This window comes from Moritella sp. 24, from assembly GCF_018219155.1.
GTDB lineage: Bacteria > Pseudomonadota > Gammaproteobacteria > Enterobacterales > Moritellaceae > Moritella.
Genome location: NZ_CP056123.1, coordinates 1,046,998 through 1,069,661 on the forward strand (window position 1 = coordinate 1,046,998; position 22,664 = coordinate 1,069,661).

At 37.6% G+C, this 22,664-nt stretch carries 21 protein-coding genes; 5 read left to right on the forward strand and 16 right to left on the reverse strand.

Annotated elements, in window-relative coordinates:
• The first annotated feature begins 50 nt into the window (after positions 1 to 50).
• Positions 51 to 998 carry a YeiH family protein gene (locus HWV00_RS04850; RefSeq protein ID WP_211685014.1) on the forward strand — a complete coding sequence of 316 codons (948 nt, stop codon included), beginning with the start codon at positions 51 to 53 and terminating at the stop codon, positions 996 to 998.
• Between the two features lie 313 nt (positions 999 to 1,311).
• On the opposite strand, the gene HWV00_RS04855 is transcribed toward HWV00_RS04850, so the two are convergent.
• Positions 1,312 to 2,235 (reverse strand): patatin family protein, encoded by a 924-nt coding sequence (locus HWV00_RS04855; RefSeq protein WP_211685015.1) that lies wholly within the window; start codon positions 2,233 to 2,235, stop codon positions 1,312 to 1,314.
• A 568-nt stretch (positions 2,236 to 2,803) separates the two neighbouring features.
• Between HWV00_RS04855 and HWV00_RS04860 the strand changes: the two genes are divergently transcribed.
• Positions 2,804 to 4,942: a peptidase inhibitor family I36 protein gene (locus HWV00_RS04860; protein ID WP_211685016.1), complete on the forward strand. Its 2,139-nt coding sequence runs from the start codon at positions 2,804 to 2,806 to the stop codon at positions 4,940 to 4,942.
• Positions 4,943 to 5,051: 109 nt separating this feature from the next.
• Here HWV00_RS04860 and HWV00_RS04865 read toward each other — a convergent pair whose 3' ends face one another.
• The 6 genes from HWV00_RS04865 to HWV00_RS04890 all read right to left on the reverse strand — a co-directional run bounded on the left by HWV00_RS04865 (position 5,052) and on the right by HWV00_RS04890 (position 9,429).
• Positions 5,052 to 5,906, reverse strand: a complete 855-nt coding sequence (locus HWV00_RS04865; protein ID WP_211685017.1) for an RNA polymerase sigma factor RpoD/SigA — start codon at positions 5,904 to 5,906, stop codon at positions 5,052 to 5,054.
• A 305-nt stretch (positions 5,907 to 6,211) separates the two neighbouring features.
• On the reverse strand, positions 6,212 to 6,772 hold the full coding sequence (gene phnN, locus HWV00_RS04870) for a ribose 1,5-bisphosphokinase (RefSeq protein ID WP_211685018.1): 561 nt from the start codon (positions 6,770 to 6,772) through the stop codon (positions 6,212 to 6,214).
• A gap of 418 nt (positions 6,773 to 7,190) precedes the next feature.
• Positions 7,191 to 7,481: a YkgJ family cysteine cluster protein gene (locus HWV00_RS04875; RefSeq protein ID WP_211685019.1), complete on the reverse strand. Its 291-nt coding sequence runs from the start codon at positions 7,479 to 7,481 to the stop codon at positions 7,191 to 7,193.
• Positions 7,481 to 8,152 (reverse strand): site-specific DNA-methyltransferase, encoded by a 672-nt coding sequence (locus tag HWV00_RS04880; protein ID WP_211685020.1) that lies wholly within the window; start codon positions 8,150 to 8,152, stop codon positions 7,481 to 7,483. Before HWV00_RS04880 ends, HWV00_RS04875 begins: the two co-directional genes overlap by 1 nt.
• A 111-nt stretch (positions 8,153 to 8,263) precedes the next feature.
• Complete coding sequence (locus HWV00_RS04885) at positions 8,264 to 8,941, reverse strand: DUF3313 domain-containing protein (protein ID WP_211685021.1); 678 nt, start codon at positions 8,939 to 8,941, stop codon at positions 8,264 to 8,266.
• Between the two features lie 170 nt (positions 8,942 to 9,111).
• The gene (locus tag HWV00_RS04890; protein WP_211685022.1) at positions 9,112 to 9,429 is read right to left on the reverse strand and encodes a DUF6172 family protein; all 318 of its coding nucleotides are present in this window, start codon (positions 9,427 to 9,429) and stop codon (positions 9,112 to 9,114) included.
• A gap of 153 nt (positions 9,430 to 9,582) precedes the next feature.
• On the opposite strand from HWV00_RS04890, the gene HWV00_RS04895 reads away from it, so the two are divergent.
• The gene (locus HWV00_RS04895; RefSeq protein ID WP_211685023.1) at positions 9,583 to 10,062 is read left to right on the forward strand and encodes a hypothetical protein; all 480 of its coding nucleotides are present in this window, start codon (positions 9,583 to 9,585) and stop codon (positions 10,060 to 10,062) included.
• 36 nt (positions 10,063 to 10,098) lie between these two features.
• Here the strand turns inward: HWV00_RS04895 and HWV00_RS04900 are convergent, their stop codons facing one another.
• The 6 genes from HWV00_RS04900 to HWV00_RS04925 all read right to left on the reverse strand — a co-directional run bounded on the left by HWV00_RS04900 (position 10,099) and on the right by HWV00_RS04925 (position 14,978).
• Positions 10,099 to 10,953 carry a VacJ family lipoprotein gene (locus HWV00_RS04900; protein WP_211685024.1) on the reverse strand — a complete coding sequence of 285 codons (855 nt, stop codon included), beginning with the start codon at positions 10,951 to 10,953 and terminating at the stop codon, positions 10,099 to 10,101.
• The gene (locus HWV00_RS04905; RefSeq protein ID WP_255554915.1) at positions 10,943 to 11,623 is read right to left on the reverse strand and encodes a phospholipid-binding protein MlaC; all 681 of its coding nucleotides are present in this window, start codon (positions 11,621 to 11,623) and stop codon (positions 10,943 to 10,945) included. The genes HWV00_RS04900 and HWV00_RS04905 overlap by 11 nt, the downstream gene beginning before the upstream one ends.
• A 22-nt stretch (positions 11,624 to 11,645) precedes the next feature.
• Positions 11,646 to 12,098, reverse strand: a complete 453-nt coding sequence (mlaD, locus tag HWV00_RS04910; RefSeq protein ID WP_211685025.1) for an outer membrane lipid asymmetry maintenance protein MlaD — start codon at positions 12,096 to 12,098, stop codon at positions 11,646 to 11,648.
• Positions 12,099 to 12,118: 20 nt separating this feature from the next.
• Entirely contained in the window at positions 12,119 to 12,877 is a 759-nt protein-coding gene (locus tag HWV00_RS04915; protein ID WP_211685026.1) for an ABC transporter ATP-binding protein, read from the reverse strand.
• Positions 12,878 to 12,884: 7 nt separating this feature from the next.
• Positions 12,885 to 13,688: an ABC transporter permease gene (locus HWV00_RS04920; protein WP_211685027.1), complete on the reverse strand. Its 804-nt coding sequence runs from the start codon at positions 13,686 to 13,688 to the stop codon at positions 12,885 to 12,887.
• A 1,122-nt stretch (positions 13,689 to 14,810) separates the two neighbouring features.
• Complete coding sequence (locus HWV00_RS04925; RefSeq protein ID WP_211685028.1) at positions 14,811 to 14,978, reverse strand: hypothetical protein; 168 nt, start codon at positions 14,976 to 14,978, stop codon at positions 14,811 to 14,813.
• A gap of 480 nt (positions 14,979 to 15,458) precedes the next feature.
• Between HWV00_RS04925 and yjjG the strand changes: the two genes are divergently transcribed.
• Both yjjG and HWV00_RS04935 read left to right on the forward strand, forming a co-directional pair.
• Complete coding sequence (yjjG, locus tag HWV00_RS04930) at positions 15,459 to 16,145, forward strand: pyrimidine 5'-nucleotidase (protein ID WP_211685029.1); 687 nt, start codon at positions 15,459 to 15,461, stop codon at positions 16,143 to 16,145.
• A 111-nt stretch (positions 16,146 to 16,256) separates the two neighbouring features.
• Positions 16,257 to 16,859, forward strand: coding sequence for a hypothetical protein (locus tag HWV00_RS04935; protein WP_211685030.1), 603 nt, complete (start codon positions 16,257 to 16,259; stop codon positions 16,857 to 16,859).
• 117 nt (positions 16,860 to 16,976) lie between these two features.
• On the opposite strand, the gene HWV00_RS04940 is transcribed toward HWV00_RS04935, so the two are convergent.
• The 3 genes from HWV00_RS04940 to HWV00_RS04950 all read right to left on the reverse strand — a co-directional run bounded on the left by HWV00_RS04940 (position 16,977) and on the right by HWV00_RS04950 (position 22,561).
• Complete coding sequence (locus HWV00_RS04940; RefSeq protein ID WP_211685031.1) at positions 16,977 to 18,269, reverse strand: serine/threonine transporter; 1,293 nt, start codon at positions 18,267 to 18,269, stop codon at positions 16,977 to 16,979.
• 373 nt (positions 18,270 to 18,642) lie between these two features.
• Positions 18,643 to 21,393, reverse strand: coding sequence for an EAL domain-containing protein (locus HWV00_RS04945; protein WP_211685032.1), 2,751 nt, complete (start codon positions 21,391 to 21,393; stop codon positions 18,643 to 18,645).
• A gap of 157 nt (positions 21,394 to 21,550) precedes the next feature.
• A complete protein-coding gene (locus HWV00_RS04950; RefSeq protein ID WP_370630487.1) occupies positions 21,551 to 22,561 on the reverse strand; it encodes a GlxA family transcriptional regulator in 1,011 nt (336 codons plus the stop codon).
• Positions 22,562 to 22,664: the final 103 nt, after the last annotated feature.

Here is a 22,664-nt window from a genome sequence, read left to right on the forward strand (position 1 = left end):
TAACTTAAGTGACGAGCTATACTGTCTGTTCTTCAAAATAGAGAGTTCCCATGTTTAAATCACTGACAAATTATACTTTTCAAAAAACTGATTTATTATTTATTCTGATCGGTTTACTGTGCTTAACGCCGCTTATCTCATCGCCTGTTGCTTTAGTGTTGGGTTTTACGTTAGCGACATTGGGACTTGTTCCTAAAGGTATTAATCTAAGTACAATTACCAAAAAAGCACTTGCATACTCGATTGTTGGATTAGGCTTTGGTATTAACTTAGACGAAGCTATTACAGCGACGAAAGACGGTATTGGCATTATTGTTACGTCTATTTTCTGCACGTTAATTTTAGGCTGGTTACTCACCAAAGCATTAAAGATTGAAAAGAAAACGGGATATCTCATTTCTGCAGGTACCGCTATTTGTGGTGGAAGCGCGATTGCTGCCGTTGCGCCCGCGATTAATGCGAAAAATGATCAAACTTCATTAGCGTTAGCGACAGTATTTATTCTTAATTCGGTGGCTTTATTTATTTTTCCGGTGATTGGGCATTTACTCGAAATGAGTCAACATGCTTTTGGTGTATGGAGCGCGATTGCTATTCATGATACATCATCGGTTGTTGGTGCCGCTTCAGCTTATGGCGATGAAGCATTATTAACGGCGACTACATTAAAGCTGGCGCGTGCGCTGTGGATTGTGCCTGTGGCGTTTATTAGTGCGCTATTATTTAAAGGTGACAGTAAAAAACTAACGATTCCATTTTTCATTTTATTCTACTGTTTCGCTATTTTTACCGCGTATGTGTTGCCAGATTATCAGTCTTTATATCAAGGTATTTTCAATATATCGAAACAAGTATTAGTGATGTGCCTATTCTTAATTGGCGCGGGTATAACGGTTAAAAAAGTCCGAGAGGCGGGTATCAAACCACTGCTATTAGGTATATTGCTTTGGATTTCGATCAGTGTCAGTTCACTTATTTATATTTTATACTTTATGTAATAAGCGATAAATAGCGAGACTGAGTCATATTACGATTAAGAAAAAGGAGGTCTGAGTACCTCCTTTTTCTATACGGTGAGCTGATTTTTTTTCACTCGAAATAGATAACTAATTAATAATGAGAATGCCACAAGATCAAGTGCTGATGATGTAAGACCTTGGGTGAATACAGATAATAATATGCACGTGCATACAAGTAGAATTATTAGCCTATTAACCAACATGTTTGCTCCTTTTGGGTTAGTCACTAGGTATATTATTGGAGTAATTAGGCGGAAATAGGAAATACCGTAATCATATAACTCATAACTAATTAGAGAAATAAGTGGGCTTGAGTGCTGCTTAAAAATTTCATTCCCATTTCATATCCCACCTTATAATCGTTCGCCAATGCTTCATCACTGCTACCAAGCAGTCGGCTCGATAGTATTTGTGGTGGCGCAATTTCTATAACCTGAGTATCTTCTGGTGGTGAATTTATAAAATCGATAGCGTCATTATACGCATTCTCATGACCAGTGATAATATCGAGTACTCTAGGGCATCGTTGTGAGCTGCATACCCAAGATTTGAGTTTATGTGCCCACGGAGATCGTGCATTTTGATGTGCAGGTACCGTGCGAATCACGATTATTTTTTTAGCGCCACGATGATATGCTTCTTGAATTGGGATCGGCAGCGCGACACCACCATCCACGTAATGACCATCACCAATAGCGACACCTTTCTTATACAAATAGGGCAGTGCACTCGATGCTTTTAACGCTGTAAGCCAGTTATCGACGTTAGGCTCTAAGAAGGTTGGCATCAAACCATTAATGTCCGTGGCTGAAAAAAGGAGCTGGCGATTTTTAAGTTGTGCCTGGGCGCAATCCATATTGAGTTGATAGTCTGGATCACCGACTTTTTTAAAATACCAATCGAGATTGACGGTATTGCGTCCCATTAATGTGCGTTTCATATTAAAGAATTCGGGATGTTTTGATAATGTCATAATGGAACGTTTGGCATGCCCAGACTGTCTCGTCATGTAGCTTGATAGATTTTGAGCGCCAGCTGAAGTCCCGATTAATAATGCAAAGGGGTTAAAATCTTGTGCTAACCAACTATCTAATACCCCTGCGGTGAAAATACCGCGTTGACCACCACCTTCAACGACCAATGCTGCGTCTTTGATTGGCGTACTCGCGGTGCAACTCGCAATATTAGTGAGGGTATTATTGGTTGTGCGCTTCATATTCAGCTCCTAAGACGGTAAGTGCTAAATTTAACGCATGAGTTAACTATTATAAAATCGATTGAATATTAAATATTGATAGTTATTTCTGATTGATTTGTTTTTATCGAGTCTATTTACTGTTTTTGACATCAAGTTACTACCTTTTGAGTAGTTATTTTTAATTCTGTTTTCTCATGCTTTTATAATGCTTGGGCGATATTTTCGATTTACTGAGTGATCGGTATTAAGTGTATGAAAATATAGTTTTATGTCATTGTTAACATGTTATTAATTGAAAATAATCCCTTTATTACAATTGCTTAATTGTTTTTATTCGTTGTGTCTATTTGATATTAACTTTCGTATTTGAAATTATCGCAGTATGTCACCGCTGAATTAATTGTCTTCTAAATCAACTTTTAACCAATATAAATACTGAATAGACAATGGCAGTTTTTCTCCAACTTAGTACTTAATTAATGCTTATCTTTCTGTCAGATAGTGCAAAGTAATTCATGCGAGTCGCAAATATTGAGCTTAATAAACAGTTTATATTTGTTTCGAATAATCTGGTTGGAGAAGTTATATGTCTAAAATTAACAATAAAACAATTGTAAAAAGTAGATTTATTCAAGGTGCGGTAGTGATTTCTGCGCTGTCATTTCAACCATTTGTATATGCGCAGGTAAGCGCTCAGGCTGAGCCCCTTCCTCAGGTATGCTTTTATGAACATGATGATTATACGGGTCAGCAAAACTGTTTTGATTCGACAGAGCACACAGTCGGCAGTGAAAATGATATTTGGTCATCGGTAAAAGTGCCAAGCGGATCGTTGTTAACGTTATTTGAACATGATGATTATGGCGGTAAACAATGGACACTTTATCCGGGTGAGTATGCGAGCCTTTCAAGCTATAACTTTAACGATATCGTGTCTTCATTTAGCATCGACCCATTAATTTGTTTTTATGGGAATACGGACTTCCAAGGTACTCAATCTTGCTATAGTGCAAGCCATCAATCTATCGGTAAAGCGAATGATTCTTGGTCTTCGGTTACCGTCCCTGCTGGTTATAAGTTGACGATTTATCAAAATGATCATTACAACGGTAGCAGTGCTGAGATTAGTGATGTAGGGCAATCGCGTTTAGCCAATATTAACTTCGATAACAAAACATCTTCATTTTTACTGACCAAAGCGGATAAAACGTTTAACGAATATAGTTGGGTAGGTGCGCATAATGCGCATGCTTCACAAGGTTATGTTTTTGAAATTGGTTATATGAATCAATGGCTCGATATGCCTGAGCAACTACGTGATCATAATGTTCGCTCATTATTGATTGATATTCGTTATGAAGATGGTCGTGTTGAGTTAACGCATGCTACCGATAATGCCGGTGAATTCATCGATAGAATGAATGATGAGATCGTTCCATTTTTGAAAGCGAATCCAGATGTGGTGCTCACTTTTGATATTGAGGTGACCAATAACGTCTTAACGAAAGAGCAGTTGCAAGAGGCGATGGATAAAATGCCTGAATTCACTGCGATGATGTTTGATCCAAGAGATCCTGTATGGGATGGTAAGCAAGAATGGCCGACATTGGAAGAGATGGCTGCGGCTAATCAGCGAATACTCTTCTATATAGACAAGTATGATGTGTCGGGTGATTATGGTGATTATTACGTGCTATATAGAAAAGATGTCACTATGGAAAACATGTGGGCAGTCACTGATTATGATAGTTGTGAAGAACGACATAAATACGGTGTGCCAACGGTAAATATACTGGGACACAAAACCTGGTCTAGATTATTCAGTATGAATCATTTCCCTAGCGTGCCACATTCAGGTATCGCGGCATCAGATAATAACTGGGATGGCCTGTATCCAAGAATCATTGATACATGTATGCCTGCAACTTTGTTAGACAAAAAGCCTAACTTTATCGCTGTTGATTTTATTGAGCAAGGCGATGTACAGGAAATAACGGAAGTGCTAAATGAAGGCGGGGTAATCTTTTATGAAGGTAATGGTGCGACACAAAATATAGTTTGTGGTATTGGTGGAGAGCAAACCCGTTATATTACGAGTGGTGAGCATGGTTGTGAAAATGATGAAGCACGCTCTGCTAAACTCGTTGATGTACAAGCTGGCACCACGATTGTCGTATATGACAGCCCTTCTGGTAACACTAATGATGACTATACGGTTATTCAGGTTAAGCATAACTTGTCTGAATATGTGATTGATTCATTCGAAAACAATGTCAGTAACGCAGCGGTTAATCAGTGGGCATTTCATAATAACGGCTTAGATGGAAAGATTTCATATTTTGAAGTATTTAAGCCCGGTGACTATGAAACCACGCCTGAAATAATGCTTTATGAAGGGAATAACGCGACGCAAAATATCGTCTGTACCCTGAATGTGTATGACCGTGAGTTTAATTTTAAGAACTCAGGAAGTTGTGATAATGATGAAACGCGCTCAGCTAAATTAGTTGGCGTGAGTGCGGGTGCACAGTTTACGGTTTATGATTCTCCAAATGGTGACAAGGGTGATGATTATACCCAGATAACGGTGCTACAAGATATTTTGGGAACTTATGATATAGACAGTTATGAGGACAGTTACAGTGATGATTATGTACGTGTTAATTTTCATCGCCATAATGGCTTAGATGGTAAAGTATCGCGTATCAAGATGAGTGCCCCATAACGTGTGGCACTCATCGCTATAGCTAGATTGTTATACGCAAAAAAATAGCCCTAGTTAGGGCTGTTTTTACATATAGTCTTTTTGATTAGATTATATGTTATGTTATTGGTTAGTTTAGGTAATCTTGCTGACTTACGCTATTCACTAATAATTCAGGTTTAATTTTTTGTAAGCTTGCAGTAATAATTTGACGAACGCGTTCGCGTGACATGAATAGACGTTCGCCAATTGCATGCAGTGTTTGCGGTTCTTCTCGGCCTAAACCAAATCTTAATTCAATGATCTCTCTGTCTCGATCAGTCAAGTGACTAAGAATTTCAGTTAAATAACTCGATGTATCAGTATTTTCTATTTCATCGTTCGGCTTGCAAATAGAGCTGTCTTCAATGAGATCTACGAGCGCGGTACTTGAGTCATTTTTAGTTTCGATAGTTTTATCTAAGCTTGTTTCAGCAAAGTAGTGGGATAGAACATCAACAACTTCTTCAAACTCAATATCTAAGTTTTCGGCAATTTTTTGTAAATCATGATTACACTTCAAGTCGAATGATTCGTCTCGCGCATTTTTTAGAATACGTTTGTAGGTTTTACCAACATGAATTGGCACGCGAATTGTGCGCGATTGATTCATGATAAAGCGTTCTATATTGTTCTTAATCCACCATACTGCATATGTTGAGAAGCGGAAACCTTTACTCGCATCGAATTTTTCAACTGCGTGTATTAATCCGGTATTACCTTCTTGAATGATGTCGACAAGTGATAGTGACGTGTGTTGGTAGCGTTTAGCAATATTGATCACTAAACGTAAATTAGATTGGATCATACGTTGACGCGCTTTTGAGTCTCCTTCATGCGCAGCTACGGCAGTATCGTATTCTTCCTCTTTTGTGAGTAAGACACTTTTTTTATTTACTTGTTGCATGTAAAGATCTAATGCGTTTGATTCGTTAAATAATTCCATTTTTTAACCCTCAACGTATTCTATTAGCGATATTTACTGATCCCTGTAAAATACGTAACTCTATGACAGATGAAGAAAAAACAACTCGTGACAACTTGTCTAATTATAATCATTCAAATTGATTGAGATAGATAGTTATATAATTTAAAAAAGAGTCATGTTGTGAATAGGTTAAAAGAATGGGGCGAAGAGTGGTGATGTCAGACCACTTTTTAGTAATTTCTATCTAGAATTAAGTATTTAATATGTAATAGATCATCATATGTTCTTTTAATCCCTTCATCTCCCTATTCTCGTTAATTTATTCATGAATTTGAGGCTGTTGATTGAGGTTGGTAGTGATGCTTGAATTGTATCAATGCCGACGTGATAGTGTCACTGTTATCAATACAGATGGCATTGTCGGGCAAGTTACTGTGATAGTTCCGCGCTCGTTGTAGTCGATGTTTAATTTCATGTTCATTTTCTCTGCCACGCGAACGTAATCGTTGTGCCAGAATATTCATTTCTACTTGGATCGAAACTGGGACTAATTGCGTACCAAATTTTTTTTGCGCGGTGGGTAAATAAGCACGAGAACCATTCACAACGACATCAAACCCTTTATCTAACCAAGTTTCAATCTCATATCCTAATCCATAAGAATGTTGATTAGCTTGCCAATACATAGAAAATAATTGTGACTGTTGACGTAGCATAAATTCAGCTAATGATAGCTCTATATGGTTTTCACCACCCGAATCAGCGCAACGGGTGATATAACGGTGTGCTACCAGCAAATTATTTGGCCATTGCTGGCGTAGTGCTTGAATAAAGGTATCCTTGCCAGAGCCTGATGGTCCTATAATATAAAATAATTTATTCATAACAGTCCTGTTTAAATAGGTTATTTCCTTCGCTAATCACGCCTGAATCATCTAAGCCTAATACTATCGCTGGATTAAGGCTGCATTGATGTCGACAAATAAAAGGTATTAGTTTTATTTTGAGGCCTCTTAAAAATAGCATCGAGTAGGCTAGCAGGGGAATAATCGGAAGAGATAATCGCGAATACACCTAGAGATGCTCATTCATGTGCTGTTGTTGGCACCTGAAAATGTAGATATTCGTTGCAGAGTAAAGCCTTTCATCGCAGCTCGGAGGAATGCTTTTATTGGATAGGTATTTGTATCGATAAGTTATTTATGTGATTTTGACATTAAATAGCGAGTCGGAAGGTACCTAAATCAATCTAAAAACCTAAATTAAGATTGAATAGGCGAGTATTTATTAAATAAATGCGGGCTACATATGCTCTTCACGTTCGGCAATACATTCATATGATGCCATTTCGAATATACGACATACCCAAGGTCTATTTTCATAGATCGTACACATCAATGTGTCTCTATCGAGGGCGGCACACCAACCATCATGACCCTGTGCCATCACTTCACTCCCCCAATTATCTGTTGAAATATAGCGTTTTGGCACACCTGTATCAGTTAAAATCATGACTTCCAAGCGGCAGCAGCATGCTTCACAATTGGCGCAAGTTACTTCCGGTTCTGGTATATTTTTGATATCAATCGTCATTAAATATCCTTTTCTGTTGGTTTAATGCGATTTTTAATAAATTCGTGAGCCGATGATGCAATATCTGCCCCTTCTGATTTTCTCGCTAAGTTAGCAGCGGCTATTAAGGTTGAACCTGAACCAAAGAAAGGATCGATAACAAGATCACCTTCTTGTGAACTCTGACTAATGAGTTTCTCAATTAAAGGGACTGGTTTTTCAGTCGGGTAACTACGCCAAACACGCTTTTCTTGCAATACATCAGGCATGCCTAAATCATTCAGTTTACGTTTACCTTTTTCGAAAAACAAAATAAATTCATAACGTGCGCGATAATGGTAACCCATTCCAATAGCGCATTTATCCCAAACGATAGGTTTCCAAAATTTAAACCCGAGCTCTTCAGCGATAGGTTTTATGACAAACATAGTTTCTTGATCGCAGAATAAATAAAAGTGACTGTTCTTTTTTAGTACTCTATATATTTGTTCAACTAACGCAGGAAAATCACTGTTCGGAAAAATATCAAACCATTGGTTACTCGAGCTTGCGCTGTTTTTTAAACGCGTCGTCGTACCAATCTTTCGGTGTTTTTCTAAGGATTCATAAGGGGGATCTGTGATGACTAAATCAATACTTTCACTAGGAAGCGTTTTTAACCAGTCTACTGCATCAAGTTTATGTAGCTTCATTTATGTTATTTCAATCTGTTCGCAGTTACCTGCATGGCTTAGGGCGGCCATGTTATCAGGTAACTGCGTTAAACAGTAGTCTCGCGTGAATTTAAGCGGTTAATGACAGGTTTATTCGCTGGTATTATTACCTTGCATAAATGTATCTGCTAAGCGTTCTATCCACCAATCAATGACGTCTTTTGTATCATCCAAAGAGTCGATTAACGTACCAAAATCTTTATTACCAGAGCGGCGATCAATCGCTGCTATTAAGGGTTTACTATTTTCGTCACTGATCATGAGTTCGATACTGGCACTGCCTACATTAGTATGATTTCCGGTGGTTATTTTTGAAATAACAGAAATACCAAAGCTAACAGGGATAATACTGCTTGTCATCGCAAGTATGGGATTAGGTGTTTCGACATTACTAATAGCAATGCTTAAACGCAACGTCTTGTCTGTTGGTTTTTCGACAATGTTTTTATATGGCGATATCGTTTTGATTAAGCTATCAGTTAAATAAGCAGTGATGGTTTTGATTTCTTCATCGGATAGGCTGTCATCTTCGACCAACACATAAACACGCTCTAAAATAACGCTATCATATTGTTGTAATTTATTTTTTAATCGCGTTTTGTCTCGTAGGCCTACTCTCGCCCATACTAAATCGACACCATCTTCAGGGCCTGCTTTAAAATCCTCGTAAGAGGTGAACTTAGTTGCTGAGAATAGATTTTGTTTCGCACAGCCAGTCAAAAATAAGAAGCAAAGAAGCGTAATGATATAGCGTGATTTGAAAGTCATGTAGAAGTCCTGATATATATGGCGTCGTAGTTTATTCAGAATGAGTGAATATACACTTATTTATCAAGCTTGTAGATTAAGATTTTAATAATATTACAGAGGGGTGTAGCGGGGTGGGGAAATATCAGAGGGAGAAAGAACAAGGAGTATAATACCCCTTGTTACTATTATTATTCTTCGCCGTAATCTAAATCTTCATCTTCTTCACTGATTACGCGAATGCCATCTTTTACTAATACTTCGATATAAAAAGATGCATCTTTGCTTAGGTCGCCACTATCAATTGACTTATTGATTTCTGATAGGTGGATAACCTGCGCTTCTTGTTCAGTTGCGCCATACTTACAATCAAAGTCCCAGTAATCCACGCCTTTAGGTAAGGTCTTGTTACGCTCTCTTTTGATATATTTTCTGATTTCGCTTTTAATCGAATCAACTTGACGAGCAGGAACAATTTTTGGGTGGTTTAATACAAACGTTTTTTTCATTTTTACCCTTTAAGGAATTACGGAATATTTCATAACATAGGTTAATTATATCAGGGAAAAGAATAAATGTGGCAAACAGTACACTTTGTCTGCACTTTTAATCGGGTTAAGTCTTTTATCCCTTAATTCTTGGTGCTAATTCTCGCGGAGTTAATGATGAAATATAGCTTCTTACTGATCTTCGTTTTTCTTACTTCTGCTGCACAAGCGAGTTATTGTAGCGGTAAAAATTGGCAGGATGCTTATCAGTTTTATACACATAATATTGACTATCTTAACGCGCAAATTGATCGCTATAACATAGTACTAGATAAAAATAGTTCACCGGATATGAGTGATGTTAAATATGAATATATGATGGCTAAATTAGCGGTTGAAGAGTTAGATAAACTGAGCGTTGATGTGGAAGTATTAGAGGTTAAATTTAATCGAGTAAAGCAACTATGGCAGCTAATTAGCGAGCACTGCTTAATTGATGAAGAGCTGGATTATAATCGTAAAGCAATTGAAAATGCACAAGGTGCAGACATTGCTCGACAAGAAGTGAATGATTTATTATCTCGAATTCGTCTCTTAAGGCTACGATTTTTTAAAATCATCGAACTTGTTAATGATGGTCGCAATATGACTTAGTCGTGATCGTGTGTATTGTCGTATACATCAACTGCTTTATTCTTCTGCGATTTTCTTTTCACGGTATTCGATGTAAAACTCTTTCATTCGTTCATAAGGATCAATGTAAGCCTGTTTAAAGGCCTCGTAATCACCTAAGCTAAAGTAGGTCGCATTTACTTTATCAATTGCTTGCACTGAGATAGATAGTTTATCTGGTTGCAAGTAGGTGAGTGGGCTAAGGAAATAATCTGTACTGCGTCCAACCGTGTCACGCAAAGTTGATGGACCGAAAATAGGCCAGACAATATACGGCCCATTAGCGATACCGTATTTACCTAAGGTTAACCCCATATCTTGATTATTTGGCTGCCAATCTAAATAATTTTCTGCAGGATCCATCACGCCCAAAATACCGACCGTCGAATTAACGACAAAACGTCCTAACTCAGTACCTGACGATGTTAAGTCACCTTGTAATAAGCTACTGGTAAACCGAATCGGCATGGTTATATTGTGAAAGAAATTAGCCACACCAACGCGAAAAAACTGTGGTGTTATGGCTTTGTAGCCTAATGCTGTAGGACGAAGTATCCAGAAATAAAGCTTATCGTTGACATGAAACATCGCTTTATTAAAGTAGTAAAAGGGATCGGATATCTCTGCGCTTTCATCTAATTCAAATGGCGTATCATCGGAGAATAAGTCATCGTCATCTTCGGAAAAGAGTCCATCATCATCGCTATAGACAATTTCAGACGTCACTGCTGGTGCTGTGTCTAAAGGCTGCTCTGTTTGAGTTTGTGGGTTGAGAGCTGTATTACCATTTTTGTTTGCACAGCCACCCATAACAAGGGTGATGAACAATAAAAATACTGGTAATACAACGGATGAGTAATGACTATTCCGCATTATTTTCCGTGTGAGCTCTGTTTTTATCGCTAAGTAGTGTTAATAATTCATCGGGTGTTTTTTTCAATAATAATGCCGCATATTCTTTACGGAATGAACTGATTAGGCTTCGACCTTCAACTTTAATATCATAAATTAGCCATTCATTATCTTTTAGGCGTAAGGAATAATCGATGGCTGTTTTACCGTTAATGAGACTATTGACGCGTGCGCGTTGCATGTTGCGGATCGGTTTCATGGCCGACGACTGAGTGAGTGACACCGAGAACTGACTGTCGTTATTAAGGCGGTCTAAATATAAGTTACCCAGGTGAATAGTAAAAGCATCGGTAAACCGCGCTTGTTGTTCAACTGTGAAGCGGCGGTCACTATAATCACCCAGTGGACTCTTCGCATCGGCTGCAAATTTACCTAGTGTTAATTCCGAAATTAGCATGAAATCAAAATAGGTGGTGACAATTGGCCATAGTTTTTGACGTTTAATTTTAGTGCTGAGTGCTGGATCGTTGATAATGCTGAGTGATGCCTGCATTGCATTGGCAATCAATGTGGTTGCTTGACCGACATTATGTGTATTGGCATTGACTGATGTACTGAATAACATCAATGCCGAAATACAGAGTGTACTAACCGTTTTTATATAATGATTTATCATAGACTTATTAAACATATCGCGGTTCCTTTTCGTATTGTTATTCATTGTCGCCACTAAATACATATTTGCTAATAAGATCTTCAATATCGAGAGCAGATTCTGTTTCTTCAATGCTATCACCAGCAAGTAGTAATTCATCACTACCGCCAGGTGTTAGAGAAAGGTATCTATCACCGAGTAAGCCCGCCGTTTTCACTGATGCAATGACATCAACAGCAAGGCTGATGTCGTTTTCTATTTTTAATTTTACACGCGCAATTTTAATATGAGGCAACAAGACTATGTTTTCTACTTGTCCTATTCTCACGCCTGCCATCTCGACATTTGCACCGCCTTTTAATCCCGTTGCGGAATTGAAGTCTGCATAAACACTATAGTAGTTATCACTTAATAGCTCCATTTTCCCGAGTTTAATTGTAAGGTAACCGACGCAGAGTATGCCTATTAATACAAATATACCGACAGACGTTTCAATAGATGATTTTTTCATAATAGCTCCAACTAATGGAATTAGTCGATATTGAGTAAGGGAGATTCATGGCCATGAACAAATGTTGAAATAATGGGATTATCTTCCTTATTTAACTGTTCTGGAGTGCCTTGAAAAATGATGTCACCTTTATCGAGTAGGGCAACACGTTGGGAAATGGTAAATATTTCGGGGATTTCATGACTGACGATGATCCCGGTAAAACCGAGAGTTCGTTGATAATCAGCAATCATTTGATGAACAGCTTTTTTTCGAATTGGGTCTAAACCTGTGGTTGGCTCGTCAAATAAAATTATTTCAGGATCCGTGACAAGTGCGCGTGCTAAAGCGACTCTTTTGCGCATCCCACCAGAGAGCTGCCCTGGATATTGCTGTTCTGTCCCTGTTATGTCTAGTTGCAACATGCGCTTTTCAACTTTTTGTTGTATCTCTTCTTTATTTAGTTTGCTGGCTTCTTGTAATGGTAGGGCGATGTTGTCATATACAGTCATTGAGTCAAATAGTGCAGAGTCTTGAAACATATAGCTGAATTTTTGTTTTAAAGTGCGCTGTTCTGTTTTTGCATGTTGAGATAATCCTTTCCCATTAAACAGTATTGACCCTGAATCAGGTCGTAATAGGCCGATAATATGTTTTAATAATACGCTTTTACCTTCTCCACTCTTACCGATAATTGTGGTGATCTCGCCTTCAAAAACACTCAGGTTAATATCATTTAATACTGTCGTGCCATCAAATGATTTACTGACATTACAAAATTGAATAAGGGGTGTATTCATAAGGCTCCTATAATAAAAAAGACGTTAAAACATAATCAATAACAAGAACGAGGATACTTGCTTGCACGACAGCTGTTGTTGTTGATAAGCCAACGCCTTTGGCTCCGAAGTTATTGCGGCGAGTATGTGTGTAATAACCGTGATAGCAGCACACGGTGATCACCGTAATAGCGAAAAATAATGATTTAATAAATCCTTCCATGACATCAGCCATGCTGACGCTGCTTTCTACACGGTAAAAATAAATAGTAGGGTTGATGCCTAATAATTGAGAACCTGTAAGGTAACCCCCAAAGATGCCGACAGTATCGAAAATGGCTGTTAATAATGGAAAACTAATGAGTGCGGCAATGATTCGGGGGCTGATTAAAAAGCGAATTGGATTAATTGTCATTGTTTTAAGCGCATCAATTTGTTCTGAAATACGCATAATGCCAATCTCTGCGGTCATTGCTGATCCCGCACGGCCTATAATCATGATCGCGGTTAACACGGGGCCTAACTCTCGAATGAGTGTCAGCGCTACGGCAGAACCAAGTAGTCCAGTAGAACCAAATTGAGAGAGGGTGTAATAGCCTTGTAGTCCAAGTACCATCCCGGTAAATAGGCCTGTCACACAAATAACGACAATAGATTTTGCACCAATGAAGTAGAGTTGTTCAATGACTCTTTTCCATTGCCACGGGCGAGAAAACATATGTACGACAGCATGTAATAGGAATAATGCCGCTTTACCAAAGCCTTGGAGTAGCGCTATAAATGCGCGGCCAAGTTGGGCTACTGGATTCGTCGAAAAGATAGCTTGAGGCATACATACTCCTTACTATGTTTAGCTCCAACTTGATGTTTATTGCAACTAATTGCTATCAAGTAAGAAAATTTAGAATAGTGTCAAATATTTAATGTGTCAAAGATGAACTGAAAAAGCGACCTAAATATAGTTAGGATGTGGATATTGTTAAATATATATAATTTATTTTAGTTCATGACTGCACAAATAAACGAAGGTGTACTATATTAGTAATTAGGTCGGCGGGATTCTTATTCCAATTACCTTTGCAGTATGAAGTGTAAGTGAAAACGTAATGAAGACGAATAACGTATGTGACAGATACGAGTAAGTGAATAAATGTTAGTGAAAGTAAGTGTAAATGAAGACGAATAACGTATGTGAAAGATGCGTGTTAGTGAAAGTAAGTGTAAATGAAGACGAATAACGCATGTGAAAGATGCGTGTTAGTGAAAGTAAGTGTAAGTGAAGACGAATAACGCATGTGAAAGATGCGTGTTAGTGAAAGTAAGTGTAAGTGAAGACGAATAACGCATGTGAAAGATGCGTGTTAGTGAAAGTAAGTGTAAGTGAAGACGAATAACGCATGTGAAAGATGCGTGTTAGTGAAAGTAAGTGTAAATGAAGACGAATAACGCATGTGAAAGATGCGTGTTAGTGAAAGTAAGTGTAAATGAAGACGAATAACGTATGTGACAGATGCGTGTAAGTGAAAAAGAAAGTGTAAGTGTAAGGAAGTTAGTAAGTGAAGAAAGTAAGTCAATGTAAGAAAAATACTGTGAAGATAGAAGTGAGTGTTTCGTTCGACCTTCTTTTCCCATATATGTAAGTCAGGCTAACAACCTGGCTTTTTTTTGTCTAAAATTTATATCCACTAATCCACTAATCCACTAATCCACTAATCCACCAATCCACTCAAATTAATTCAAATCGCACTTAATGAGCAATGAATAGATCTTAGAGTTCGCCGTATACGAATGATATTGTTATTTGATGTTGTAATAGAGTTAGATATGTCGATTTAATAGAAGATAGAAGATAGAAGATAGAAGATAGAAGGATTAGGTATTGTGAAGAGGGGGGATAATATCCCGATATTAGTTAATATCGGGAATTAGTATTGATTATGTTAGCAGCTGTAAATTAGCTATTTACTAGCATATCAATAAAGTTACGGCGTTCAGTTACTGTTGCAAGTTGAGCTGTTTTCTCACCTTGTGAATCAGTAAATGCTACTCGGTTCTTGTGAACTGAAATCGAGTGTACCGGTTGTTTAACTTGGATCTGTGTACCATTAAAAATAATAGTCATAATAAAACTCACTATATAGGCGTAGCTTAAGGCTATCGCATTATTTGTAATAAGCTTCATTACCGTATAACGATAATATTCTGAAATCTAACTATCTTTATTTTATAAATAGTTGATTGAGTAAGAAGTGTTTACAGCACGCAACATTTGCTGTATTTCGTTGTTCAATAATTTAGCTTTGTATGTTGGATTCTTTAATCTGGCTTACGGAAGTTTTCTAGGTAAGGCTTAATCGCTGATGTTTATTTCGAGGATTGTTATTAAATAAATCTGAGTGGATACTAGCAGTCAGATTTATAAGTAGCAAGTTTATTTTTGTTTATTGTTAATTATTTTTATTTATTGTTTAGCTACGTCTCATTTTTCCGCTATTATACCACCCCTTAATGATTAAGATAACATGATGTTTTACTGACTGTTTGTGTTTTAATCTCACCGATTTTATTTATTGTAGCGGTAATCCGCAGGAGAGAAAATAACATGAAGTATCAATGGATCTTATTTGATGCAGATGAAACCTTATTTCATTTTGATGCATTTAAAGGATTGGAACTAATGTTTTCTCGTTTTGGTGTTGATTTTAGTCGAGATGATTTTAGCCATTATCAAAAGGTAAATTTACCTTTATGGGTCGATTATCAAGATGGTCGTATTACTGCAACGCAATTACAAAATAAACGTTTTGAATCATGGGCCAATAAATTGAAGGTGACAACGCAAACGTTAAACAGTGCGTTTATGACTGCAATGGCTGATATATGCAGTTTACTTCCGGGTGCTAAATCCTTGATTACGGCGTTAACCGGAAAAGTAAATATGGGTATTATCACTAATGGTTTTACTGAATTACAGCGTGTACGCTTAGAAAAAACCGGTTTGAAAGACGTATTTTCACCACTTGTTATCTCAGAGCAAGTCGGTATTGCTAAACCTGATGTTGCTATATTTGAACATGCTCTTTCTCACATGGGCGAAATTCAGCGTGAACATATATTGATGGTGGGTGATAATCCACATTCTGATATTTTGGGTGGAATGAATGCAGGTTTTGATACGTGTTGGCTTAATAGTGAAAACGCAGCGTTACCTAAAGGCATTAAGCCAAGCTATGAAGTAACCTCGTTGACGCAACTAGAAGCCTTGTTATTACCAGTTGAATCAAAATAGTACTTATTTATTTTGGTATCTTGCCGATATGTTTTTATAAGAGATACGGTTTTATTATAGATACAGTTCCGTTATCAACGTCGTATCTAATTAGTTTATAGGGAAAAATACATGTTTAAAGTGTCAACGCTTGCAAGCATACCGTTATTCATTGTTGCACCAACACTCATGGCCGAACCGTTTGGTCATAATAATGCGCAGCTAAGTTATCGAGCGAAGCATTGGGCTATAAATGTAGAACGAGCGTTAACGGAAGATTTTTATGTTACGGGTTTTTATCATCACACTGATGACATCGCTCTAAGCCCTAATGTAAAAGCTAAAGCTAAGATCCTTGGCGCAGGGTTGATGACGTCTACAAACATTGGCCACATGACTGAGTTTTATGCGGGGGCTAACCTCATTCAGAGCTCAATTAAGTCATGGGAAAATGGCAATGAACGAGCACCTGAATCTAATTTTTATCCGAGTGTCATTGCAGGTATCAAGCTATCTTCGAATGAGAAGTTTGAAGCAGATTTTAATGTTAACCGTGGTTTTAGCAGTAGCGATTATACGTATGACTATCTTGATACCACGTCTTTTACCATCGGTGGTAAATACTTCATTGATCAATCAATGGCGTTGGGTTTATCTTACGTGTGGATGAAAGAGCAAGATAAAGCAATTAGTTGGGATAATATTGGGGTGTCGTTTAGTTTGTATTTCGAATAATACGAACGAGACAATAACACGACTATATATAAAAAAGACGAACATTGAGTTCGTCTTTTTTATTGTCTTCGATTATTTAGTGTATGAATATAAAACTATTCATTAATCAATGGGTGACTATTGCACTAATGAGTAGAAGATAGCAGAGATAGAAATAACACCAATTAATGTAATAAATACATTGCTTAGGGCACCTGAGTACTGACGCATAGCAGGTACTTTATGAATAGCATACATAGGCATGATAAAAAGTAATAACGCAATAATTGGACCGCCTAAGCTTTCAATCATATGTAAGATATTTGGATTAATTGTTGCAACAGCCCATGCAGTTACCAGCATGAATACGGTAGTGAAGCTGTTTAACGTTTTCTTACTTACTTCTTTACCACGGCTACGTGCAGTTTTAACAACAAGTCCATTTAAGCCTTCACTCGCACCAATATAATGACCTAAGAAAGATTTAGTGATAGCAATGATAGCTACGATTGGCGCTGCATACGCAATCACTGGTGTATCAAAATGGTTAGCGAGATACGTTAAAATAGACACGTTCATTTCTTTTGCTTCTGCAAGGTTGGCTGGTGATAGGCTTAACACACAACTGAATACAAAGAACATCACCGTTGCAACCATCATTACATGTGCACACAATAAGATACGTGAGCATTTTTTCTCTGCGTCATCACCATATTCATTTTTCTTTGCAACAGCGAATGAAGATATAACAGGTGAGTGATTAAAAGAGAAAACCATCACAGGTAAAATCAACCAAATAGCCATCATAATTGAACTCATACCACCATCGGCAGGTACAACTTGTTCAAAAATAGCGGTATTCCAATAAGGGATAAGGTAGCAAGCAAGCATTAATAATACTGCTACAAACGGGAATACTAAGACACTCATTGCTTTGATAATTAATTGTTCGCCTAAACGCACAATCGCAATTAAACCAAGGATAAGTGCTAATGCTAAAATCGCACGTGGTGGTGGCTGAATATGTAATTGGTTTAGCATGAAGTCTTGCACTGTATTTGTAAGAGCAACACTGTAAACAAGTAGAATTGGATAGATTGCAAAGAAGTATAATAGGGTGATGAGTTTACCCATGCCTGCGCCAAAGTGTTCTTCAACCACTTCGGTAATATCTGCACCAGGGTTCGCACTTGATAACACAAAGCGAGTCATGCCGCGGTGAGCAAAGAATGTCATTGGCAAGGCGAGTACAGCCATGACTAATAAAGGAATTAAACCACCTACACCAGCGGTAATTGGCAGAAACAGTGTACCAGCACCAACGGCGGTACCGTATAAACCAAGTACCCAAACAATGTCACTTTTGGTCCAGCTTGAACTTGATTTTTTTGTTGTATTTGAAGTCGAAATATTTGCTGTTAACGTATCCACTCTGGATATCTCCTGTAAAAATAATAAATCTACAAAGAGTTATAGTCATCGTTCTTCCGTGCTTCACCGTAAAGGCGAACAAGCGCATCGCAATATTATTATTTAGCGCTTCTCTATTTTAATACCTACTAAGTACTATAAATCTTACCTTGGAATGCAAGTTATAAAATATAGTTTAATCTGTCAAATATATTTTAACGGTGAGCAGGCGTGTTGGATAGGATGATTGAATTGTGTGATCTGGCGCTCGTTATAAGCCTTTAGGGGCAGAATGTAGTGATTATGAATTAATCAAAAAATAGCTAAATAAGATCAGGTATTGAAATATATTTAGCTATAAATAGAAGAATATTGAAGTGAAATACAGGAAACATTAATTATTGTATTGTGTACTTAATACCTGTTTATGTAAGTTCAACATGTTATTAATGGGTTGGGGTTTTCCAATTCCGTAACCTTGCGCATAATCGACACCAATCGACTCTAACTCTTGCTTTATCGCGTCATTCTCTACAAATTCGGCAACTGTTTTCAACTTCATTAGGTGACCTATTTCATTAATAGATTTAACCATAGCGGCATCAATTGGGTTCGTTAAGATATCTTTAATGAAGATGCCATCAATTTTTAAGGTGTTTACTGGTAGATTTTTTAGATAGGCAAATGAAGATAAGCCACTACCAAAATCATCCAATGCAAATTGGCAGCCAAATTCACTTAAGGTATTAATAAACACTGTTGCGTTAGCAAGGTTACTAATTGCGGCTGTTTCTGTTATTTCAAACATGATCTGTTTTGGTAATACGTTTGCTTGGGTGATTCTATACATGATGTGCTGTAGCAATTCATCATCACCCAGTGAGGCACCGGATAGATTAATGCTGATATGATCAAACATTGTGAGTTGCTTACTGTTTGTTTGCATCCAAGTAAGTGTCCGCTCGAACACCCAACGGTCAATGGGCTGTGATAAATTATAGCGCTCGGCAATCGGTAAAAAGATCCCTGGAGCAATTAGCTGACCATTCTTATCCTGCATACGTAATAGCACTTCAAAAATAAACTTATGATCAGGATTAGATAAGGCGAGAATCGGCTGTGCGTAAAGCTCAAACCGGTCTTCATTCAGTGCTTCTTTAATTTCGTTAACCCAGCGAAATTCACCATCGCGTATCGTGAGTAGTTCATCGTTATCGTGGTAAGTATGTACTCGGTTTCGGCCTAAATCTTTTGCGGCATAACAGGCTAAATCGGCATGAATAAGCACTTCGCTCGTGTTACCTGAATGACGACTGATTTCTGCCACGCCAATACTGACGCCAATGCTAAAACAATTCTTTTTCCATATGAATTGGAATGTCTTAATTCGTTCTAATATTTTATTGGCAGCGACCACTGCGTCTGTAAGTTGGGTATTACGCATTAATATCGCAAATTCATCACCACCTAATCGCGCCAATATATCGTTTGGTTTCATGTTTTCATCGATTAAGCCTGCAACTTGGCGCAATAATTCGTCACCCGCTGCATGACCGCAAGTATCATTAATTATTTTAAACTGATCTAAGTCTAAGAAACACAATACATGGGTGAGTTGACTACCTTGTGCGCTGCATACTGCATCTGTCAGTTGATGCTCAAATTCATAACGGTTAATCAGTCCCGTCAACATGTCGTGCTTTGCTTGATAGGCTATTTGTTTTGAGATTATTCGAGATTCGGTAATATCAACTTGAATACCAATAAAGTGAGTGACTTTACCGGTCGCATTGGTCATTGGAATGATAGTGACTTTAGCCCAATATAATTCACCATTTTTACGCTGATTTTTAACTTCGTTAGACCATTCATAGCCATTTGAGATACTGTGCCATAGGTCGGTATAAGTTGTATCTGTGGTTTCGGGAGAGCTGAAAAAATTGGCTTTTTTACCGACGGACTCTTTAGACGAGTAGCCTGTGATATTCGTAAATCGAGGATTAACATATTCAATAATACCTTTGGTATTCGTGATGATAATACCGTCTAAGCTGCACTCAACAACACGTGATAATTTTTGTAAATTAGATGTGTTTTTTTGTTGTAAGGTTATATCGTCACATACACCAACCCCGCCATCGATTTCGCCGGTGCTGGAATAAAGCGGCACCAAATCGACTTCTAAATAAGATTTTTTGCGGTGTGATACGGAAATATACTCTCCTTCAAAGGTACTTACTTGTCCTTTTAATGATGACTTTATGGCTTTGGAAAGGTTGTCGTTTTGGACCTTTTTCAGCATGTTAAAGCCAATTAACCCATTTTTATTTGCCCCGATAATATGCTCAAAATGGCGATTCGTTTTTAATAACACGCCTTGCTTATCATAATGAAAAATACCGACGGGTGAATGTTCAAAAATAGAGTTTAGTTTTGCTTCACTTTGTATCAATTCTGCGGTTCGTTGTGCCACTTTGTCGCGTAAATTTTTGACTTGTTGACGATAGCTGACGGTTTGCATTAGAAACAGCAGAAAAACACTAAACATGAAAATGGTAGAGATTAACATTGTCTTGTTGAAATGCTGATTAAGCTGAAAAGAAATCGTATCAATACTGATATCTGCTGCGACAATGTAAATGCTGCCATCTTCGGCATGTAGCGGAATAAAAATACTGCGGAAGCGACCCCATTTATCTTGGTATTCGATTAATAGAGGTTGTGATTGAGAAAAAAGATCGTATAAATCAGCACTTGCATCATCATAAATGGCTAAGAATTCAGGTGATGTTTTGTCATTATCTGTATCTTCACCTTCACTGGTGGAAGTAAAGAGAAGCTGGTTATCACGTAAAATAAGTGTATATAAATTTGTAATACCTACATTGTTGGCATAGCTGGTTAATAAACTACGATTTACAGCATCCAGTTTAGCAATCTTGTCGTTGGCGACCATATCATTGTGATGAAAGTTTGCTGGTAATAATGAAGAAATGGCCAAAGCAGCTGTTTTTAATTTTAGATCTAATTCGGTATAAATATGGTTTTTTTCTTGGAAATAACTATAAGTGGCTAAGCTAACAATCGATAAAATATAGATGGATATTGAAATATAAATTCGTTTGTTTGATTCAACAAGCTGCATTTTTAGTGAACTATTATGATTAATGTCTTTTCAATATGCCTTTTTTGGATATTGATTGCAATATATGAAACTGATTTATCCTACCTCTTAGGGTATAAGTACCGCTAGTACTACTTAAGTATTAATTTTAAGGTGCTGCGGTATCGCTTATATAGGATTAACTGGTTTTTAAATTACGTTTTAAATTACGTTTGTTATCGGCGTCTCGACGTAGTTGACCTGGTGAAATATTAAATCGTTGTCGAAATACTTTGCACAAATAACTCGTGTCTTTAAATCCAACTTCGTCTGCAAGACTGGCTAAGCAATGATTAGAATTAAGTAAACGCCAATGTAAATGTTGTAGGCGGATTTCATTCCAGTATTGATGCGCAGACATCTTAAAATGTAATTTAAAACGTCTATCTAGTTGTCGACGACTTAATCCGATGTGAGCGGCTAGCTGCTCTGTTGATGTATCTGTTGCTATTCGTTCTTGCATTAATGCAATACTGCGGCTGATATGGCGATCATGATGTATTGTTTGCTGGCGAGATTTCAATTGATGTAACTGATCTCGGTTTTCATCCACGAGCATATCTGCAAGCCCTTTTATTGCCCATGTTTGACCAAGATGTCGACTGAGTATCGCAACGGCTAAGTCAATTGCCGCGCTGCCTCCTGAGCAGCTAATCCGCTTTTTATCTATATAGTATAACTTTTCTTCGATGACATCTAAGCGTGGGTAAGCAGTGTTAAACTCATTCACATGACGCCAATGAACTGCGACTTTATAGTCGTTTAACAAACCTAACTCAGCAAGTGTGAAACAGGCGTTATCAATGCTAACGAGTGTAAGACCGAGTGCGGCTGCTTGTTTTAAGAAGGCTCCGTAATATTGCGCTTGTTGTTGTGACTGGCGTGCAGTGCGACAACCAAAAATGACGACATAATCATAATTGCATAAATTAATATCTGCTGGAGTATGCCGTATGGCAATTGGAATACCACTACTTGATGTGACATGATTTTTTTCTAATCCAACCACTTTCCATGAGCAATGCCGTTGTTGGCTATGATCGGCCTCATCTGCTGAAAAGCGCAATTTGTCCAAAAAACCACCTAACGGTAACATGTTAAATTCGGGTAATGGTAATAGTAAGAAACGTACTTCAGCTGAATTAATCATAGTAGGCTCAATCATGACTTTGTCTAAATATTACCATATTACGTCTTAATTTTACCTAATGTATTTTGTGACCGATTTTATACTAGGTGCAATTATAGTTACT